General features: G+C 62.8%; 12 protein-coding genes and 1 pseudogene. 6 read left to right on the top strand and 7 right to left on the bottom strand.

The window, feature by feature from the left end; translation table 11 throughout:
• Window positions 1-7: 7 nt before the first annotated feature.
• From gspL to gspF, 6 genes are all read left to right on the top strand, one after another.
• On the top strand, window positions 8-1240 hold the full coding sequence (gspL, locus tag NDJ10_RS13535; protein ID WP_296163166.1) for a type II secretion system protein GspL: 1233 nt from the start codon (window positions 8-10) through the stop codon (window positions 1238-1240).
• A complete protein-coding gene (gene gspM / locus NDJ10_RS13530) occupies window positions 1237-1719 on the top strand; it encodes a type II secretion system protein GspM (protein ID WP_296163163.1) in 483 nt (160 codons plus the stop codon). The genes gspL and gspM overlap by 4 nt, the downstream gene beginning before the upstream one ends.
• Window positions 1716-2498, top strand: coding sequence for a type II secretion system protein N (gspN, locus tag NDJ10_RS13525; protein ID WP_296163161.1), 783 nt, complete (start codon window positions 1716-1718; stop codon window positions 2496-2498). The genes gspM and gspN overlap by 4 nt, the downstream gene beginning before the upstream one ends.
• A gap of 75 nt (window positions 2499-2573) precedes the next feature.
• Window positions 2574-4601 carry a type II secretion system secretin GspD gene (gspD, locus tag NDJ10_RS13520; RefSeq protein ID WP_296163222.1) on the top strand — a complete coding sequence of 676 codons (2028 nt, stop codon included), beginning with the start codon at window positions 2574-2576 and terminating at the stop codon, window positions 4599-4601.
• Window positions 4602-4623: 22 nt separating this feature from the next.
• Entirely contained in the window at window positions 4624-6081 is a 1458-nt protein-coding gene (gene gspE / locus NDJ10_RS13515; protein ID WP_296163159.1) for a type II secretion system ATPase GspE, read from the top strand.
• A gap of 23 nt (window positions 6082-6104) precedes the next feature.
• Entirely contained in the window at window positions 6105-7337 is a 1233-nt protein-coding gene (gene gspF, locus NDJ10_RS13510) for a type II secretion system inner membrane protein GspF (RefSeq protein ID WP_296163156.1), read from the top strand.
• An 8-nt stretch (window positions 7338-7345) separates the two neighbouring features.
• Here gspF and NDJ10_RS13505 read toward each other — a convergent pair whose 3' ends face one another.
• The 7 genes and pseudogenes from NDJ10_RS13505 to NDJ10_RS13475 all read right to left on the bottom strand — a co-directional run.
• On the bottom strand, window positions 7346-8482 hold the full coding sequence (locus NDJ10_RS13505; RefSeq protein ID WP_296163154.1) for a phospholipase A: 1137 nt from the start codon (window positions 8480-8482) through the stop codon (window positions 7346-7348).
• 145 nt (window positions 8483-8627) lie between these two features.
• Window positions 8628-10787, bottom strand: coding sequence for a UvrD-helicase domain-containing protein (locus NDJ10_RS13500; protein ID WP_296163152.1), 2160 nt, complete (start codon window positions 10785-10787; stop codon window positions 8628-8630).
• A gap of 112 nt (window positions 10788-10899) precedes the next feature.
• Window positions 10900-12372, bottom strand: coding sequence for an RNB domain-containing ribonuclease (locus NDJ10_RS13495; RefSeq protein WP_296163150.1), 1473 nt, complete (start codon window positions 12370-12372; stop codon window positions 10900-10902).
• Between the two features lie 39 nt (window positions 12373-12411).
• Complete coding sequence (gene gshB / locus NDJ10_RS13490; RefSeq protein WP_296163148.1) at window positions 12412-13377, bottom strand: glutathione synthase; 966 nt, start codon at window positions 13375-13377, stop codon at window positions 12412-12414.
• 122 nt (window positions 13378-13499) lie between these two features.
• Entirely contained in the window at window positions 13500-15368 is a 1869-nt protein-coding gene (locus NDJ10_RS13485; protein WP_296163146.1) for a potassium transporter Kup, read from the bottom strand.
• A 73-nt stretch (window positions 15369-15441) separates the two neighbouring features.
• Complete coding sequence (gshA, locus tag NDJ10_RS13480) at window positions 15442-16737, bottom strand: glutamate--cysteine ligase (RefSeq protein ID WP_296163144.1); 1296 nt, start codon at window positions 16735-16737, stop codon at window positions 15442-15444.
• A gap of 82 nt (window positions 16738-16819) precedes the next feature.
• Window positions 16820-17080 (bottom strand): annotated as a pseudogene (locus tag NDJ10_RS13475) (gamma-glutamyl-phosphate reductase); the annotation flags it as partial.

Below are 17080 nucleotides of genomic sequence, written 5' to 3'. Positions count from 1 at the left end.
GCGCACCATGATCTCTTTCATCATTTCCCTGCCTGCGGCCAGCGCCGACGCCACTGTGTTGTATGACTACGTGCTGAGCACCGACGGCAGCGCAGAGACCCGCTCCGCCAGTGTGCCGCTGTCCTTGTTGCCGCTGCCCCCGGATCGTCAGACCGAGGTGGTTGTGCTGCTGCCCATGTCCGCCCTGTCCTGGCATCAGGTGACCCTGCCCAAAGGTAGTCTGGCGCGTGGCCTGAGCGCTGAGCGGGGTGCCAGCCGCCTGCGCGCCATCCTGGATGGCTTGCTGGAAGACCGGCTGCTTGACGAACCGGCGCAGTTGCACCTGGCGCTGCAGCCCCAGCCGGTGGCCGAGGTGCCGGTGTGGGTGGTGGCCTGTGACCGGGCCTGGCTTCATGCCCATTTGCAGGCCCTGGCCCAGGCCGGTTTGGCGGCTGGCCGCATCGTGCCCGAGTTCACCCCCGAGGCATTGACGCAGACGCTCTACGTGGTGGGGGATGAACAGCAACCGGTCCTGGTGGGCGGGCGTATGTTGTCGTGCCCGCTCTCCGTCACCGCAGTGAACTGGCTGGGTGAACCAACGGCTGAAGGGGTGCTGCCGGCCGTGGTGGCCGAACCGGCCGTGGCTGCGCAGGCAGAAAGCCTTTTCAAGCGCCCGGTCACTTTGCAACAGCGGTCCCAGCGGCTGCTGCAGGCGGCGCAAACCTCCTGGGATCTGGCCCAGTTTGACCTGGTCAACGCCAATCGTGACCGGGCTTGGGCGCAACTGGCGCAGGGCGTCAAAAGTTTGCTGCATGCCCCGCCATGGCGCGCGGCGCGCCTGGCCCTGCTGGCGCTGGTGCTGGTCAATCTGGTGGGTTTGAATGCCTGGGCCTTGCGCGAGCAAATGGCGCTGCAGGGCAAACGCCAGGCCGTGCGCGCGGTGCTGGGCAGCACCTTCCCCAAAATACCGGTGGTGGTCGATGCGCCGCTGCAAATGGCACGCGAAGTGGCCGTTTTGCAGCGTGCCAGTGGTGCCGCAGCAAGCACCGACATGGAAGCCATGCTGGCCTCGTTGGGTGCTCAGCTACCCGGCGCACAAACATTGACGGCGATTGACTACCAAGCGCAGGAATTGCGTGTCAAAGCGCCGGCCGTTTCCGCTGCAGAGCAGGCACGGCTGGCCCTGGCGCTCAAGCAGCAGGGCCTGGCTGCCCGCTGGGATGGCACGCAGTGGGTGATTCAACCGGGGCCGACACCATGAACTTCTTGACGCAATTAAAAAACCACTGGCGCAGCGTGTCGCCGCGTGAACAGCGTCTGGTACTGCTGGCCGGCGTCTTGGTCAGTCTGGCCCTGTTGTGGTGGCTGGCGCTGGCACCGGCGTTGACGGTGCTCAAGGCGGCACCGGCGCAGCATCAGGCACTGGATGCCCAACTGCAATACATGCAGCGTTTGCAAGCCCAGGCCAAAGCCCTGCAGGCGCAACCCGTGCTCTCGGTCGACGCGACCCGCCAGGCGCTGGAAGCCGCCCTGAAACCACTCGGAACAGGCGCGCAAATGATGGTGCAAGCCGATCGTGTCACGGTCACGCTCAAGGCGGTCCCTGCCAGCGCCCTGGCACAGTGGCTCGCCACGGCCAGGCAAAACGCCCACACCGCACCACTGGAAGCGCACCTGGTGCGCAACCCGGCCGGCAGCTGGGATGGCACGCTGCAGCTGAGCCTGGGTGCGCGGCTGTGACGCACAGGCAAGGCAACACCCCCTGGCGCTGGGCGCTGGCAGGTGCGCTGCTGGGTCTGACGCTGAGCATGGTGCTTTTTGCCCCGGCACGCTGGCTGTCGTCGCTGGTCCGGCAGGCCAGTGGCGGCCAGGTGCTGTTGATGGAAGCTCGCGGCACGGTCTGGGCGGGATCGGCCCGTGTCACGCTCACGGGTGGCCAGGGCAGTCCGGCTGTGGCCATGTTGCCGGGCCGGCTGGACTGGGTTTTGACGCCCGCGCTGGGTGGCGCCAACGTGCAACTCAACGCCGGGTGCTGCATGCAGCAAGCATGGTCCATGCGCGTTCAGCCACGCTGGAATGGCCTGCAAGTCAAGCTGTCAGATGCCCAGTCGCAGTGGCCGGCCTGGCTGCTGGCGGGCTTGGGTACTCCCTGGAACACCATCCAGCCGCAGGGCGAGCTGCAACTGAGCACGCAGGGCCTGATGTTGGCCTGGGCAGCGGGGCGGCTGGTCATGACGGGTGCGGCGCAACTCGACGCCATGAACCTGTCATCGCACCTGTCGACACTGCGCCCCATGGGCAGCTACCGCTTCAGTTTGACCGGCGGCACGCCGGTCAAACTGGCGTTGACGACGCTGCAGGGTAGCCTGCAAATGTCGGGCAGCGGGCAGTGGGTGGGCGGGCAACTGCGTTTTAATGGCGAGGCCAGTGCCGCACCGGAACACCAGGCGGCTCTGTCGAATCTTCTGAATCTTATCGGACGGCGCAATGGTGCACGTTCCATCATCAAAGTGGGTTGAACCAGCATGACCAAATCGAACTCTGTCAAATCCCCTCATCCTGTTTACGCCCTTGCGGCGGGTAGCCTGTTGGCCATGACCCTGGCGATGCTCGCCCCCAATGCCATGGCGCAGACCAGTGGCCGGCCGGGCGATCCGGTGACCCTGAACTTCAACAACGCCGAGATCGATGCGGTGGCGCGCACCTTTGCCAGCATCACCGGACGCAATGTGGTGGTGGACCCGCGCGTCAAGGGAACGATCTCCCTGGTGACAGGTAAACCGGTGAGCCCTGCGGCGGCCATGGGCCAGTTTGTGGCGGCGCTGCGCCTGCAGGGCTTCACCCTGGTGGAGGCCGACGGCCTGTACAAGGTGGTGCCCGAGGCCGATGCCAAGCTGCAAAGCGCCGGCGTGAGCACGCTCGACGGCGAAGAAGGCCGCCTGCCCTCGGGCAACCAGATTGCCACGCAAATCTTCAAGCTCAATTTTGAGTCGGCCAACAACCTGGTGCCGGTGCTGCGGCCCCTGATCAGCCCCAACAACACCATCAACGCCAATCCGGGCAGCAACTCGCTGGTGATCACCGACTACGCCGACAACCTGCGTCGCATGGGGCGCATCATTGCCGCCATGGACACGGCCAACGCCACCGATGTCGAGGTGATTGCGTTACAACACGCCATTGCCTCTGATCTGGCGCCGCTCGTACTCAGGCTGCTGGGGTCGAATGCCTCGGGTGCCCCGGCGGGCCAGGCCGACACCTCGTTCAAAACCACGCTGATTGCCGAGCCCCGCGCCAACGCCCTGATCCTGCGTGCCGCCAACGGCGCGCAACTGGCGCTGGCGCGTTCGCTGGTGGCGCGGCTGGATCAGCCTGAAGCAGGTGGCAGCAACGGCATGGCCGGCAACATCCATGTGGTCTATCTGAAAAATGCCGACGCCACCAAAATGGCGGCCACCCTGCGTGCGGCCATCAGCGGGGGGGGCGCTACTGTCGCACCGGCAACGGTGGCCGCAACGGCACCCGGCGCGGCGGGGGGAGCTGCGGTCGCGCAGGCCACCACCGGTGGCCAGATCCAGGCCGATGTGGCCACCAATTCGCTCATCATCACGGCACCCGAGCCGCAATACCGGCAATTGCGCGCGGTCATCGACAAGCTCGATGGCCGACGCGCCCAGGTGTTCGTCGAGAGCCTGATTGCCGAGGTCAGCGCCGACCGGGCGGCTGAATTCGGCATCCAGTGGCAGGGCCCATTGGGCAAGGCCGGTGACGGTGTGATTGGCCTGCTGGGCAGCAACTTTGGCACTGGCGGCAAGAACATCATCAACCTGGCCACCGCCGGCGCAACCGGGACGGTGGCGCCGCCACGCGGGCTCAATTTTGGCGCAGTGCAGCAAACCAACGGGGTGTATGTGCTCGGTTTCCTGGCCCGATTCCTGGAAGACTCTGGCAGCGGCAATGTGCTTTCCACGCCCAACTTGCTGACGCTCGACAACGAGGAGGCCAAAATCGTGATTGGCCAGAATGTGCCTTTTGTCACCGGCCAGTTCACCAATACCGGCAGCAACAACGGCTCGGTCAACCCGTTTCAGACCATCGAGCGCAAGGATGTCGGCCTGACGCTCAAGGTCAAGCCGCAAATCAGCGAAAACGGCACCGTCAAGCTGGCGATTTACCAGGAAGTCTCCAATGTGCTGGCCTCCAGCGTCAACGCACCCAACGGCCCGACCACCAACAAGCGCACCATCGAATCCAATGTGCTGGTGGAAGACGGCGCCATTGTGGTGCTGGGCGGCTTGCTGCAGGACGAATACTCGGGCAACGAGGAAAAAGTACCCGGCCTGGGCGATGTGCCCTTGTTCGGCAACCTGTTCAAGAGCGAGGCCCGCAACCGCAAAAAAACCAACCTGATGGTGTTTTTGCGCCCGGTGGTGGTGCGCGATGCACAGGCGACCGACCAGTTGTCGCTGGACCGTTATGACCTGATGCGTGCCGGCCTGCAAACGGCCCAGCCCAAGCCGAGCAGCCTGGTGCCCATCAACGAGGCCCCGCTGTTGCCACCCGCGCCAGTCAAGGCGGCTGCGGGCAGCACACCAGCCCCGCTGGGCGCACCTGCACAATAAGCCATAGCAAACGAGCCGGCCCATGCGTTACCCACTGCCTTATGCCTTTGCCAGAACCCACCAGCTGTTGCTGGAAGAAGACGCGGGCGCCTGCACCCTGCTGGTGCATCCGGCGTCTGCACCCAGCGCCGTCGGCGAGGTGCTGCGCAAATACCCGCACAGCCAATTGCAGACGCACACCGCTGCGGCGCTGATCCAGCGCATCAGCGCCGCCTACGCCCAGGGCGAGTCGAGCGCTGCCGCGGTGGTCAGCGAGGTCGAAAGCGACGCCGACCTGTCGCGCATGATGCAGGAGCTGCCGGCCATTGAAGACCTGCTGGAAACCTCGGACGATGCGCCCATCATCCGCATGCTCAACGCGCTGTTGACGCAGGCCGCGCGCGACGGCGCCAGCGACATCCATATCGAACCCTACGAGCGCCATTCCAGCGTGCGCTTTCGCGTCGATGGCACGCTGCGCGAGGTGGTGCAGCCCAACCGGGCGCTGCATGCGGCGCTGATCTCACGCCTGAAAATCATGGCCGAGCTCGACATTGCCGAGCGTCGCCTGCCGCAAGACGGCCGTATCAGCCTGCGCATCGGCACCCGTGCCGTGGATGTGCGCGTGTCCACCCTGCCCAGTGCCCATGGCGAGCGCGCCGTGTTGCGCTTGCTCGACAAATCCGAAGGTCGCCTGAGCCTGGAAGCCCTGGGCATGCAAGGTGAAGTGTTGCGCCGCTTTGAGCAACTGGTGACGCAGCCGCACGGCATTGTGCTGGTGACCGGCCCCACCGGCTCGGGCAAGACCACCACGCTCTACGCCGCGCTGCAGCGGCTGGACTCAGGCAGCAACAACATCATGACGGTGGAAGACCCGATCGAGTACGAGCTGGCCGGTGTCGGCCAGACCCAGGTCAACGCCAAGATTGACCTGACCTTTGCCAAAGCCCTGCGCGCCATTTTGCGACAGGACCCCGACGTGATCATGATCGGTGAAATCCGCGACTTCGAGACTGCACAGATCGCGATCCAGGCCTCGCTCACCGGCCACCTGGTGCTGGCCACGCTGCACACCAACGACGCCGCCAGTGCCGTGACGCGCCTGACCGACATGGGCGTCGAGCCATTTTTGCTCAGCTCCAGCCTGCTGGGCGTGCTGGCCCAGCGCCTGGTGCGCAAACTCTGCCCGCATTGCAAGCAGGTCACTAAATTGGGGTCGGATTCCGATTTTGCGACGCAAAACTCGGGCTCTGACCCCAATTTCCATCCTGTCGGTTGTTCAAATTGCGGCCAAACCGGTTACAGCGGCCGCAGCGGTGTGTTTGAACTGCTGGTCACCGACGATGCCATTCGCGCCCAGATCCACAGCCAGGCCGCCGAGGCCGATATCCGCGCTGCGGCGATTGCCTCTGGCATGGTGCTGATGCGCGAAGATGGCGAACGTCTGGTGCGTGAAGGCATCACCTCGCGCGAAGAGTTGCTGCGCGTCACGCGCGACTAGGCCCACGAAGCCAGAGACACGCCATGCCCGTTTATTCTTTTGAAGCCATCAGCGCTGCTGGCGACACCCGCAAGGGTGTGATCGACGCGGACTCGGCCAAGGCCGCGCGCAGCCTGTTGCGCGCCCAGGCGCTGGTGCCGCTCAAGGTGGAGCCCGTCAGTGCCCAGGCGGGTGCCGCCGAAAAGGCCAACACGGGTGGCGTGGGCCGGTCTTATCGACGCGTCTTCGGTGCCACGGCACTGGCCATCTGGACGCGTCAACTCGCCGGCCTGGTGTCGTCGGGGTTGACGCTGGAGCGTGCTCTCGCATCGCTGTCGGACGAGGCCGAAAAAGCACCCGAGCGCGAACTGGTGGCCACCTTGCGCGCCGAGGTCAATGGCGGCGCGCCATTTGCCAAGGCGCTGGCGCAGCATCCGCGCGAGTTCTCGGATATTTTTGTGGCCGTGATCGGCGCCGGCGAGCAAAGCGGCAACCTCGGGCTGGTGCTGGAGCGCCTGGCCGACGATCTGGAGGAGCAGCACGCGCTCAAAGCCAAGCTGATTGGCGCGGCGTTGTACCCGGCCATCGTGTCGCTGGTGGCGATCGTCATCGTGCTGTTTCTGGTGACCTACGTGGTGCCGCAGGTGGCCAATGTGTTTGCTGGCAGCAAGCGTGCGCTGCCCCTGCTGACCGTGATCATGATCAATACCAGCGCCTTCCTGCGCAGCTACGGCTGGCTGCTGTTGCTGGCGCTGGCCGGAGGCGGTTTCGCCATGCGGCTGGCCCTGGCCAAAGCCAGCTTCCGTGAAAAGTTTGACGCCGCCTGGCTGAATCTGCCGATCCTGGGCAAGATGTCACGCAGCTACAACTCGGCACGTTTTGCCAGTACCCTGGCCATGCTGGCCGCAGCGGGCGTGCCCATCCTGAAAGCCTTGCAGGCCGCCGCCCAGACCCTGTCCAACCGGGCCATGCGCAGCGACGCGCTCGACGCCCTGGTGCTGGTGCGCGAAGGCGCGCCGCTGGCTTCCGCGCTGGCGCAAAAAAAGCGCTTTCCGGGCTTGCTGGCCATGTTTGCGCGTCTGGGCGAGCAAACCGGCACGCTGCCGCTGATGCTGCAGCGCGCGGCCAAACAACTCGGCACCGAAGTGCAGCGCCGCGCCCTGCAGCTCGCCACCCTGCTGGAGCCGCTGCTGATTGTGGCCATGGGGCTGGTGGTGATGCTGATCGTGCTGGCCGTGCTGATGCCGATCATCCAGCTCAATCAGCTGGTGAGGTAGGTGCGGGCTTACCAATCCACCAGGCTCAGGCCCACGCTCAGCACCGTGCGCCGGCGGTTGTAGTCGATCAGCGAGTCACCATAGCCACTGAACAACTGGGTGTGAAAACGCAGACCGCTGCGGTTGCCGGTCTGACCGTTGTCGCCCAGCTTGCGCAGCCACTCCAGGCGGAACGAGCCGTTGCTGTTGGCGCGCAGGGAATGGCGCAGTGTCAGTCCGAGCGTGTTGTCGGGGTTGACATTCCAGAAGCCTGCCACTTCGGCCCGGCCGATCAGGTCGCTGATGTCGGGGTTGTCATCATCTGCCGCTTCCTCGGGCATGCGGTACCAAAGTTTGCCAACGACGTTGAACTGCTGGCCTTTTTCCATGCCGGCCATCAAGATGGTGCGGTTCCAGCTGCGCGACAGCGGCAGGGGCTGACCGTTGGACTGGTGGTTGAAGCTGATGCCGCTGTAGCGCAGACGCCAGCCCCAAGGTAGGGGGGCATCGGTCGGAAAGATGTAGATCAGTTCGGGCTCGTGGTCGGTGGTCCGGAAAGGACGCGACAGGTCGCCACTGAAGAGTTGCCAGTTGGACTGCTGTGAGTAGCCAAACCACAGGGAGTCACGCATGAGTGGCTGGTTATGGGTCAGCAGACCCTTGGCAATCTTGGTCCGCACCGACAGTCCGATGCGCATTTCTGAATTGATAAAACCGGTGACGCTGGCCGCCGTATGGTCTGGTGACGGTGAGGTGGGCTGTTTGTTCACACTGTCCGAGCCGATCCACGACAGGCTGATAGGGTTGTAGCCGCGAATGCCAAAGGTGCCGCAATCGCTGCCCGCTTCCAGTTCCCAAAAGCGCGACAGTTCCGAGAATCTCGGGTTTTTGCAGTTGTGGACCTCCGGAGCCGTCATGGTGATGACGACGGGGGCTGGCGCCGGTGCCGGAGCAGGCCCGGCCACGGCTTGCGTGACGGGAGCCGCCTGCTGCTGGGCGGCCGCCCATTGGTCAAAACACGCCAGGCGTGCTCCGGCATCCTGGTGCAAGGTGCTGCACTGCTGCCAGCCCAGTGCATTGGCGCTTGCTGAGGTGGGCAGTGCATTTTGGGCATTAGCCCCATGGGAGGTTGCGCAGGATGCAACAAACAATAAAACAGAAAACATGCTCCTGGATCGCCGCATGTCGTTCGCAGTGACGAAGTCTTTGTTCAAGGACCGTGTGTGGTATCGGGCTGGGTACGGCTGGCTCGTGATGACGGTTTTCAATGGAATGCTTCCTTTCTTGTCGTTTGGCCCTGGCCTGTTGCGCCTATTTGACCAAAGCCCGCGCCGCAGCGCTGTCCAGTGCCTTTTGCGCAAACTCGGCGCGCAGGGCCTTGAGCTTTGCGCGCGGGTCTTCTTTCACCGTATTCTGGTCCAGCCCCATTTCGGCAATAAAACGGCTGGGCTGGGCGGCCACCATCTCGCGGCCTTTTTTGCGTTTGCGCGTCCAGCTCACTGCCAGGCTGCGCTGGGCGCGGGTGATACCCACATACATCAGGCGGCGTTCTTCCTGCAGGTGGGTGGTCAGGGTGGCGCTGGCGGCTTCTTGCGCGGCAGCGCGCAGCGCGCTTGATGCGTTGCTGGCGGGTGCCTCGTCGGGGTTGTCGCGCAGCTTGAATGGCAGCATGCCCTCGGTCACGCCGACCAGCATCACATGCGGCCACTCCAATCCTTTGGCAGCGTGCAGGGTCGACAGCGTGACCACGTTCTGGTCGGCCTCGCGCTCGCTGATGGTCGACAGCAGCGACACGGTTTGCGCCACTTCGAGCAGCGACTTGCGCTCGTCTGCCGTGCTGACGCCGGCCGCATCGTCAATCTGGCCGCCGCAGCGCCCGCTCATCCAGTCGCAAAAGTCCAGCACGTTGCTCCAGCGCGCGGCAGCCACTTTCTCGCTGTCTTCGCCATCGTAGAGGTATTTCTCAAAACCAATCGCCTTCAGCCAGTCGAGCAAGAATGTTTTGGCGGCTTCGGCACCCAGCGTGTGGCGGGCGCGGAATTCAAGGTCGTTGATCTCGCGGCCAAACTCGTGCAGGCTGCCCAGTGCCTTGCCCGAAATGACGGACCCCAGACTGCTGGAAAACAGCGCTTCGAACATGCTGACCCGGTATTTGCTGGCAAAGTCGCCCAGGTGCGCTAGGGTCTGGTGGCCGATGCCGCGCTTGGGTGTGGTCACAGCGCGCAAAAACGCCGGGTCGTCGTTGCTGTTGATCCACAAGCGGAACCAGGCGCACAGGTCCTTGATCTCGGCGCGGTCAAAAAAGCTGGTGCCGCCCGACACCTTGTACGGAATTGCCGCCTTGCGCAGCGCTTTCTCGAAGGCTTTGGCCTGGTGGTTGGCACGGTACAAAACGGCAAAGTCGCGGAATTCCTTGAACTGCGGTCCGGCCTGGTTCAGGCCGCTGGCGCGCAAAGATTGGATGCGCGCCACGGTGCGTTCAGCCTCGTGTTCCTCGGTGTCGGCATCGACCACCCGCACCGGTTCACCCTCGCCCAGGTCGCTCCACAGGTTTTTGGGGTAGAGCTTGGGGTTGGGGCCAATGACGTTGTTGGCGGCCCGCAAAATGGCGCTGGTGGAACGGTAGTTCTGCTCCAGCTTGATGACTTTCAGCGCCGGAAAATCGACCGGCAGTTTTTTGAGGTTGTCCAGCGTGGCGCCGCGCCAGCCGTAAATGGACTGGTCGTCGTCGCCCACCGCGGTAAACCGCGCCTGCGCCGGGTCCTTGCCGCCCACCAGCAGCTTCAGCAGCTCGTATTGGGTGGCGTTGGTGTCCTGGTATTCGTCCACCAGGATGTGCCCCACCTGCTTTTGCCATTTTTGCCGCACATGGTCGTGGTTTTGCAGCAACTTCAGCGGCAGGCTGATCAGGTCGTCAAAGTCCACGCTCTGGTAAGCCGTGAGCCGTTCCTCGTAATGCGCCATCACGCGGGCGATGATGCGCTCGCTGTCGTTGCTGGCCTGGGCTGCGGCCGCCGCGGCATTGAGCCCCTGGTTTTTCCACAGGCTGATGGTCCATTGCCATTGGCGCGCCGTGGCCGCATCGACGCTACCGCCAGCGTCTTTCAGGATGCTGGTGACGTCGTCGCTGTCCAGAATCGAAAATTGCGGTTTCAGGCCCAGCGCCGTGCCGTCCTCGCGCAGCAGGCGCACGCCCAAGGCATGAAAGGTGCAAATCACCGCGTCCTTGGCGGCCTTGCCAATCAGGCCGCGCGCACGTTCGCGCATTTCGGCAGCGGCCTTGTTGGTGAAGGTGATGGCAAAGATGTTTTTGGCCGCTACGCCCGACTTGATGAGTTGGCCGATCTTGTGCGTGATGACCCGGGTTTTGCCCGAACCGGCGCCCGCCAGCACCAGGCAGGGACCGTGCATGAAGTTCACGGCTTCTTGCTGGGCCTGATTCAGGCCGGTGGTGGGGGAGGGGGAAGACATCAGGGACAACTTTCGCGAAGGGGCGAATCATACCCAGTTGGGCTGTGGCACCCGAGCCACAAGGACACCCTGTTCCTGGTTGTCTTCAGACGGGTGGCGTGCGACAGCGTGATCAATCGATCGTCGCGAAGTCAATAAAACCACGTTCCACGTCGGTAGCCACCAGTTTGACATGGACTTTGTCGCCCACCTTGAGGCTGGTCTTGCCGCGCACCAGCTTGCCTTCGGCCGGTGGCGTGAAAATCCGGACCCAAATGCCATCGGTGGTACTGCCGGTCACGATCGCGTCGTAGCGCTGGCCGAGGTGCGACTCCAGCAACAGCGCCGCCTCTGACTTGCGCATGCGCCGTTCGACTTTCTGGGCGGCATCTTCCTGGCGAGTGCAGTGCAGGGCCAGGTCAGCCAGTTCAGCGTTCGAGTAAGGCGGTGCCTGGTCGGCCAGCGCCGCCTTGAGCAGACGCGAGGTAATCAGGTCGGGGAAGCGCCGATTGGGTGCCGTGGAGTGGGTGTAGTCCCGCACGGCCAGGCCAAAGTGGCCGGTGGGCGGCCCACCCGGCGTCTCCACCACGTACTCGCCCGAGCCCATGAGCCGCACGATGACCAGCGACAGGTCAGGAAAACGCAGCGGATCGGCCAGGCGGCGTTTGGCCAGAAAAGCCTCCAGTGCCTTGGAATCGGGCTCGGTTGGCAGGGTCTCGCCGTATTCTTCAGCCATAGCCACAATGCGCTGCCAGCGTTCGGGTGAACGTACCACGCGCCGTAACGAGGTGCCGCCCCGCCCGGCCAGGTAACGCGCGGTGCAGCCGTTGGTGGCAATCATCACTTCCTCGATCAGCTGCCGCGCGCGGTTTTGCACCTGCTGGCGGATATCAACCACCTGCTCGCCGTCAAACACAGCGCGTGGCTGGAACGTTTCCAGTTCCAGCGCGCCTTCGGCCCGCCGGCGTACCCGCAAGCGCTGGGCCAGGTCGTCCTGCGTGCGAAGTTGCGCTTCCATGCCTGGCACCGCCGCCGCTGCGGCTGGCAGGGCTGCGTCACCGTCAAGCCAGGCGCTGACCGCGTCATAGTCCAGTTGGGCCTGGTTGCGCACCCGAGCGCGGTACACCGTGGCGCCCGCCAGCGAGGCGTCCGCGTTGAAAACCATCTCGGTCACCAGTGCCAGCCGATCCTCGGCGAAGTTGAGCGAGGTCAGGTCGGTGGACAGGCGCTCGGGCAGCATCGGAAAAATGCGGGCCGAGGTGTAGACCGAGGTTGTGTTGGTCAGTGCGTGCTCATCAATGGCGCTGCCTTTTTTGACCAGCACGTCCACATCGGCAATCGCCACCCACAGTCTGATCACGCCCTGCTCCAGCGGCTCGCAAACCGTGAGCTGATCCAGATCGCGCGAATCCTCATTGTCAATGGAGCACCACAGCAGCGCCGTCAGGTCGTGGATATCCGGCCCGGTTTCGTGACCGGGCCCGGTGATGGTTGCCAATTCGCGTTCGACACGCGCCGTAAATTCAGGTTCAAGCCCGCGCTCGGCCATCGCGAGGGTGGCAATGCGGACGAGGTCTGAGCGGTGGTGCGGAGGGTTGGGGTTCATGGCGCCAATATACCTCGGGCGTCGATGTCTTCCCCCAGGTCAAAGAGGCTTTGCCACGGCTGCTTCGAGTGCCTGGACAAACATGGCGGCCACGTCAAAACCGGTCTGGTCGGCAATTTCCTGGAAACAGGTCGGGCTGGTGACGTTGATCTCGGTCAGGCTATCGCCAATCACGTCCAGCCCCATCAGCAACAAGCCGCGCTCGGCCAGCACCGGGCCAATGGCCTCGGCAATGGCCCGGTCACGCGTGCTCAAGGGCTGCGCCACGCCTTTGCCGCCCACCGCCAGGTTGCCGCGCACTTCGCCACCTTGCGGAATGCGCGCCAGGCAATAGGGCACGGGCTGACCACCAATGACCAGAATGCGTTTGTCACCTTCGGAAATGGCGGGCAGAAATTTTTGCACCATCACGGTTTGGGAGCCGTCCTGGTTGAGTGTCTCGATGATGGCGCCCAGGTTCAGCCCGTCTTCCCTGACCCGGAAAATACCCGTGCCGCCCATGCCGTCGAGCGGTTTCAGGATGATGTCCTGGTGCTCGGCATGAAAACGGCGGATGTCCTGCGGGTCGCGCGTGACCAGGGTCGGGCCAATGAACTGGGGCCATTCCATGATGGCCAGTTTTTCCGGGTGGTCACGCAAGGCGCTGGGCTTGTTGAACACCCTGGCCCCCTCGCGCTCGGCCTGTTCCAGCAGATGGGTGGCGTAGAAAAATTCGCTGTCGAAGGGGGGGTCCTTGCGCATCACCACCGCGTCGAAATCCATGAGGGCTTGCCTTTGCCCGCCGGGCTGGTGCTGCGCGGCGCTGAACCAGTGCACCGGATCACCGGTGAGCGTGATGTCGCGCACTGCGGCGGTCACGGCCGCGCCGCGCTGCCACATGATGTCTTTGGGCTCGCAGGCGCTGATTTTGTGACCACGGGCCTGCGCCTCGCGCATCATGGCGAAAGTGGTGTCCTTGTAAATCTTGAAAGATTCCAGCGGGTCGGCAACAAATAATAGGTTCATCCAGGAACATCCTTAATCAGTTGGGGACAGGGCTAAAGACCTGTCCCGCAAAATCCACGATTGGTTGAGGACAGAGCCAATTTGCTGCGCAAATCTTGGTCTGTCCCGCAAAGTATCAGGTTTCAAATTTCAATTTTGCTACCCAGCTCGACCACCGAGTTGCTGGGCAACTTGAGGAAATTGGCTGCGCCACTGGCATTCAGGTGCATCTGGGCAAACAGCTTCTCCCGCCACGGGGCCATGCCGCTGCCCAGCGTGGGTGCAATGGTGTCGCGGCTGAGGAAATAGCTGGTGCTCATCGGTTCAAGCTCGAACCCACGACCTTTCATCAACTGTAGCGCACGCGGCAAATCAGGGTCGTTCTTGAAACCATAGTTCACCACCACCTGCCAGCAATCGTGCCCCAGCGCTTCAATGCTCAGGCGCTTGTCCATCCCGATCCAGGGCACTTCATGGTTCACCACGGTGATGAACAGGTTGACCTCATGCAGCACCTTGTTGTGCTTGAGGTTGTGCAACATGGCGTTGGGCACGGTGCCGGGCGCTGCCGTCAAAAACACGGCTGTGCCTGCGACGCGGGTGGGTGGACTGACAAATACCGCTTCCAGAAAGCTGCTCAGATCAATGGCATCGGTGGCCAGTTTCTTGTTCAGCAGACGGCGGCCATCCTTCCAGGTGATCATCACCGTGAATACCCCTGCTGCAATCAGCAGGGGAAACCAGCCGCCATCGGTGAGTTTGAGCAGGTTGGAGCTGAAAAAGGCCAGATCGACCACAAAAAAGACGCTGGTGGCAGCCAGGCACAGCACCAGCGGGTAATGCCAGGCGTAGCGAATAACAAAAAACGTCAATACGGTGGTGATCAGCATGTCCAGTGTCACGGCAATGCCATAGGCGGCGGCCAGATTGCTGGACGACTTGAACAACAGCACCGCCAGCACAATCAGCACAAACAGGCCCCAATTGACAAACGGCATGTAGATTTGGCCGGTTTCCCTGACGTTGGTGTGCCACACCTGAAAGCGCGGTAAATAGCCCAACAGAACCACCTGTTTGGTGACAGAAAACGCCCCCGTTATCAGCGCTTGCGAGGCAATCACCGTGGCCATCGTGGCCAGCATAACTAGCGGAATCAGGGCCCAGGCGGGTGCCATCATGTAGAACGGGTTTTTAACGGCAGCCGGGTTGCTCAGCAACAAGGCACCCTGACCAAAATAGTTCAGGGTCAGGCACGGCATGACAATGAGGAACCAGGCCAGGCGTATCGGCTTTTTGCCAAAGTGCCCCATGTCGGCGTATAGCGCTTCGCCGCCGGTGACACACAGCACCACCGCGCCCAAAATGATGAACGTGGTGAGCGGATTGGCCCACATGAAAGCCAGCGCGTAATGCGGGCTGAGTGCAAACAGGATCTCGGGGTTGTGCACGATGTGCGATAGGCCCAGCACGGCAAGACAGGCAAACCAGGTCAGCGTGATCGGGCCAAAAAACTTGCCGATGTCGGCGGTACCGCGTTTTTGCACGGCAAACAAGCCAAACAAAATGACCAGCGTAAGGGGGATCACGGCTTTTTTGAAGGTAGGCGACACCACCTCCAGGCCCTCAACGGCAGAAAGCACCGAGATGGCCGGTGTGATGACACCGTCGCCATAAAACAGGCAGGTGCCAAAAATACCCACCAGCAGGAGCAGTTTGCGCAGGCGGGGTTTGTCTTTGACCGACTGCGAGGCCAGCGCCAGCATGGCCACCAGGCCGCCTTCGCCATTGTTGTCGGCGCGCAGCACCAGAGTGACATATTTCAGCGAAATGATGACGGTCAGCGTCCAGAAGAAGATCGACAGGATGCCCATCACGTTGTCGGTGGTAAAGGGGACATGGCCCGAACCGAAAACTTCCTTGACGGCGTAAAGCACACTGGTGCCGATGTCGCCATAGACCACACCAATGGCACCCAGGGTGAGGGCGCGCAGCGACGATTGAGATGTTGCCAAATAGTTAGCCGGAGGCGTCAGGCCGCCGGGCTCCGTGTCATGATGGGCCGCTATTTTGCGTCAAAAACGCCGTCTATTCGAAATCCTGTGCGTCGGGGTCGGTGGCCTCAAGCTCATAACTGGCGGCCAGCATGGCCAGTCGCCCCACTACACCGTACATGTAAAAGCGATTCGGCACACTGGCACCCGGTTTGACACCAGGCTGGGGCAATTGGGCGCTGTGCTCAAAAGCCAGCGGCACGAAACCGGCACCGGGTGCGTTGAGGTTTTCGTCGATGCCGCGACCGGCATGAATCCGGTAAAAGCCGCCCACCACGTAACGGTCCATCATGTAGACCACCGGTTCGGCCACGGCATCGTTGACGCGTTCCTGTGTCAGAACGCCTTCCTGCACCATGAAGTCATGCGGCAGGATGGGTGATTTGCGGCCCTTGTTCAGGGTCTGGATGCGTTCTTGCAGTGTCTGCAGGTCCTTGGCATCACGCACGGTGACGATGCCCAGCTCATGGGCACCGTGGTCGGATTTCACCACCACAAAGGGCTTTTCCTTGATGCCGTATTCTTTGTATTTGCGTTTGACGCGGGTCAGCACGCTGTCGACCTGGGTTTGCAGGGCATCGAACCCGCTGTCCTGGCCCAGGGTGAGGTTTTCGCAGCGGTCAAACAGCGGGTGGATCAACCAGGGGTCAACCCCCAGCAGTTTCCCGAGGCGCTTGGATACCTCTTCGTAGCATTTGAAATGGGTGCTCTTGCGCCGGGTGGTCCAACCTGCGTGCAGTGGTGGCAGCAGGTATTGCTCGTAGATCTCTTCCAGGATGCCCGGCGCCCCGGCGCTCAGGTCGTTGTTGAGCAAAATGGTGCAGGGGTCAAAATCTTTCAGGCCGAGGCGGCGCTTGTTGCGAATGACCGGCTCCAGCGTGACATGGTCGCCGTTCTGCAGCTCGAATGTGATGTTTTTCTTGACGGCCGGGTCAATCGAACCGAGTCGCACATTGAGGCCTGCCATATTGAAAATGCGCTGTAACTGGGCCAGGTTAGCCAGGTAGAAGCTGCTGGGCTGACCGTTTTCCGGGATCATCAGCAGGTTGCGCGCTTCCGGGCAAATTTTCTCGATGGCGGCCATGGCCGCCTGCACAGCCAGGGGCAGCATCTCGGTGGTCAGGTTGTTCCAGCCACGAGGGTACAGGTTGGTGTCCACAGGCGCCAACTTGAAGCCGGCGTTGCGCACGTCCACCGCGCTGTAAAACGGCGGGGTGTGCTCCATCCATTCCAGCCTGAACCAGCGTTCGATGGCCGGCATGGAGTCCAGTACGCGCTGCTCCAGTTCGTTGATGGGGCCCGTCAGGGCGGTGATCAGGTGCGGGACCATAGGAGACCTTGCATTGTGTGGGCTTTGATTTTAAGCGGTGGCGCCAGGGCCTCAAGTGCACCAGTCCGGGCTAAGCTGTTGCTTAGCGACGCACCTCGCCTTCGCCCAGCACCACGTATTTGAGCGAGGTCAGCCCCTCGATGCCGACCGGGCCGCGGGCATGAAACTTGTCGGTGCTGATACCGATCTCGGCTCCCAGGCCATATTCAAAACCATCGGCAAAGCGGGTGCTGGTGTTGACCATCACACTGGCCGAATCGACTTCGCGCAGGAACTGTTGCGCGTGCATGTGGTCACGCGTCAGGATGGCATCGGTGTGGTGGCTGGAGTACTGGTTGATGTG

It is taken from the genome of Rhodoferax sp. (genome assembly GCF_023700745.1).
In the GTDB taxonomy this organism is placed as follows: domain Bacteria; phylum Pseudomonadota; class Gammaproteobacteria; order Burkholderiales; family Burkholderiaceae_C; genus Rhodoferax.
Note: the sequence above shows the minus strand (reverse complement) of the source record. Positions and strands in the feature narration are given on the sequence as shown.

What these genes read in the sequence shown, in the direction of transcription:
- gspL (WP_296163166.1), top strand. Translation starts at nt 8, where the DNA reads ATGATCTCTTTCATCATTTCCCTGCCTGCGGCCAGCGCCGACGCCACT.
- gspM (WP_296163163.1), top strand. Translation starts at nt 1,237, where the DNA reads ATGAACTTCTTGACGCAATTAAAAAACCACTGGCGCAGCGTGTCGCCG.
- gspD (WP_296163222.1), top strand. Translation starts at nt 2,574, where the DNA reads ATGACCCTGGCGATGCTCGCCCCCAATGCCATGGCGCAGACCAGTGGC.
- gspE (WP_296163159.1), top strand. Translation starts at nt 4,624, where the DNA reads ATGCGTTACCCACTGCCTTATGCCTTTGCCAGAACCCACCAGCTGTTG.
- gspF (WP_296163156.1), top strand. Translation starts at nt 6,105, where the DNA reads ATGCCCGTTTATTCTTTTGAAGCCATCAGCGCTGCTGGCGACACCCGC.
- NDJ10_RS13505 (WP_296163154.1), bottom strand. Translation starts at nt 8,482, where the DNA reads ATGTTTTCTGTTTTATTGTTTGTTGCATCCTGCGCAACCTCCCATGGG.
- NDJ10_RS13500 (WP_296163152.1), bottom strand. Translation starts at nt 10,787, where the DNA reads ATGTCTTCCCCCTCCCCCACCACCGGCCTGAATCAGGCCCAGCAAGAA.
- NDJ10_RS13495 (WP_296163150.1), bottom strand. Translation starts at nt 12,372, where the DNA reads ATGAACCCCAACCCTCCGCACCACCGCTCAGACCTCGTCCGCATTGCC.
- gshB (WP_296163148.1), bottom strand. Translation starts at nt 13,377, where the DNA reads ATGAACCTATTATTTGTTGCCGACCCGCTGGAATCTTTCAAGATTTAC.
- gshA (WP_296163144.1), bottom strand. Translation starts at nt 16,737, where the DNA reads ATGGTCCCGCACCTGATCACCGCCCTGACGGGCCCCATCAACGAACTG.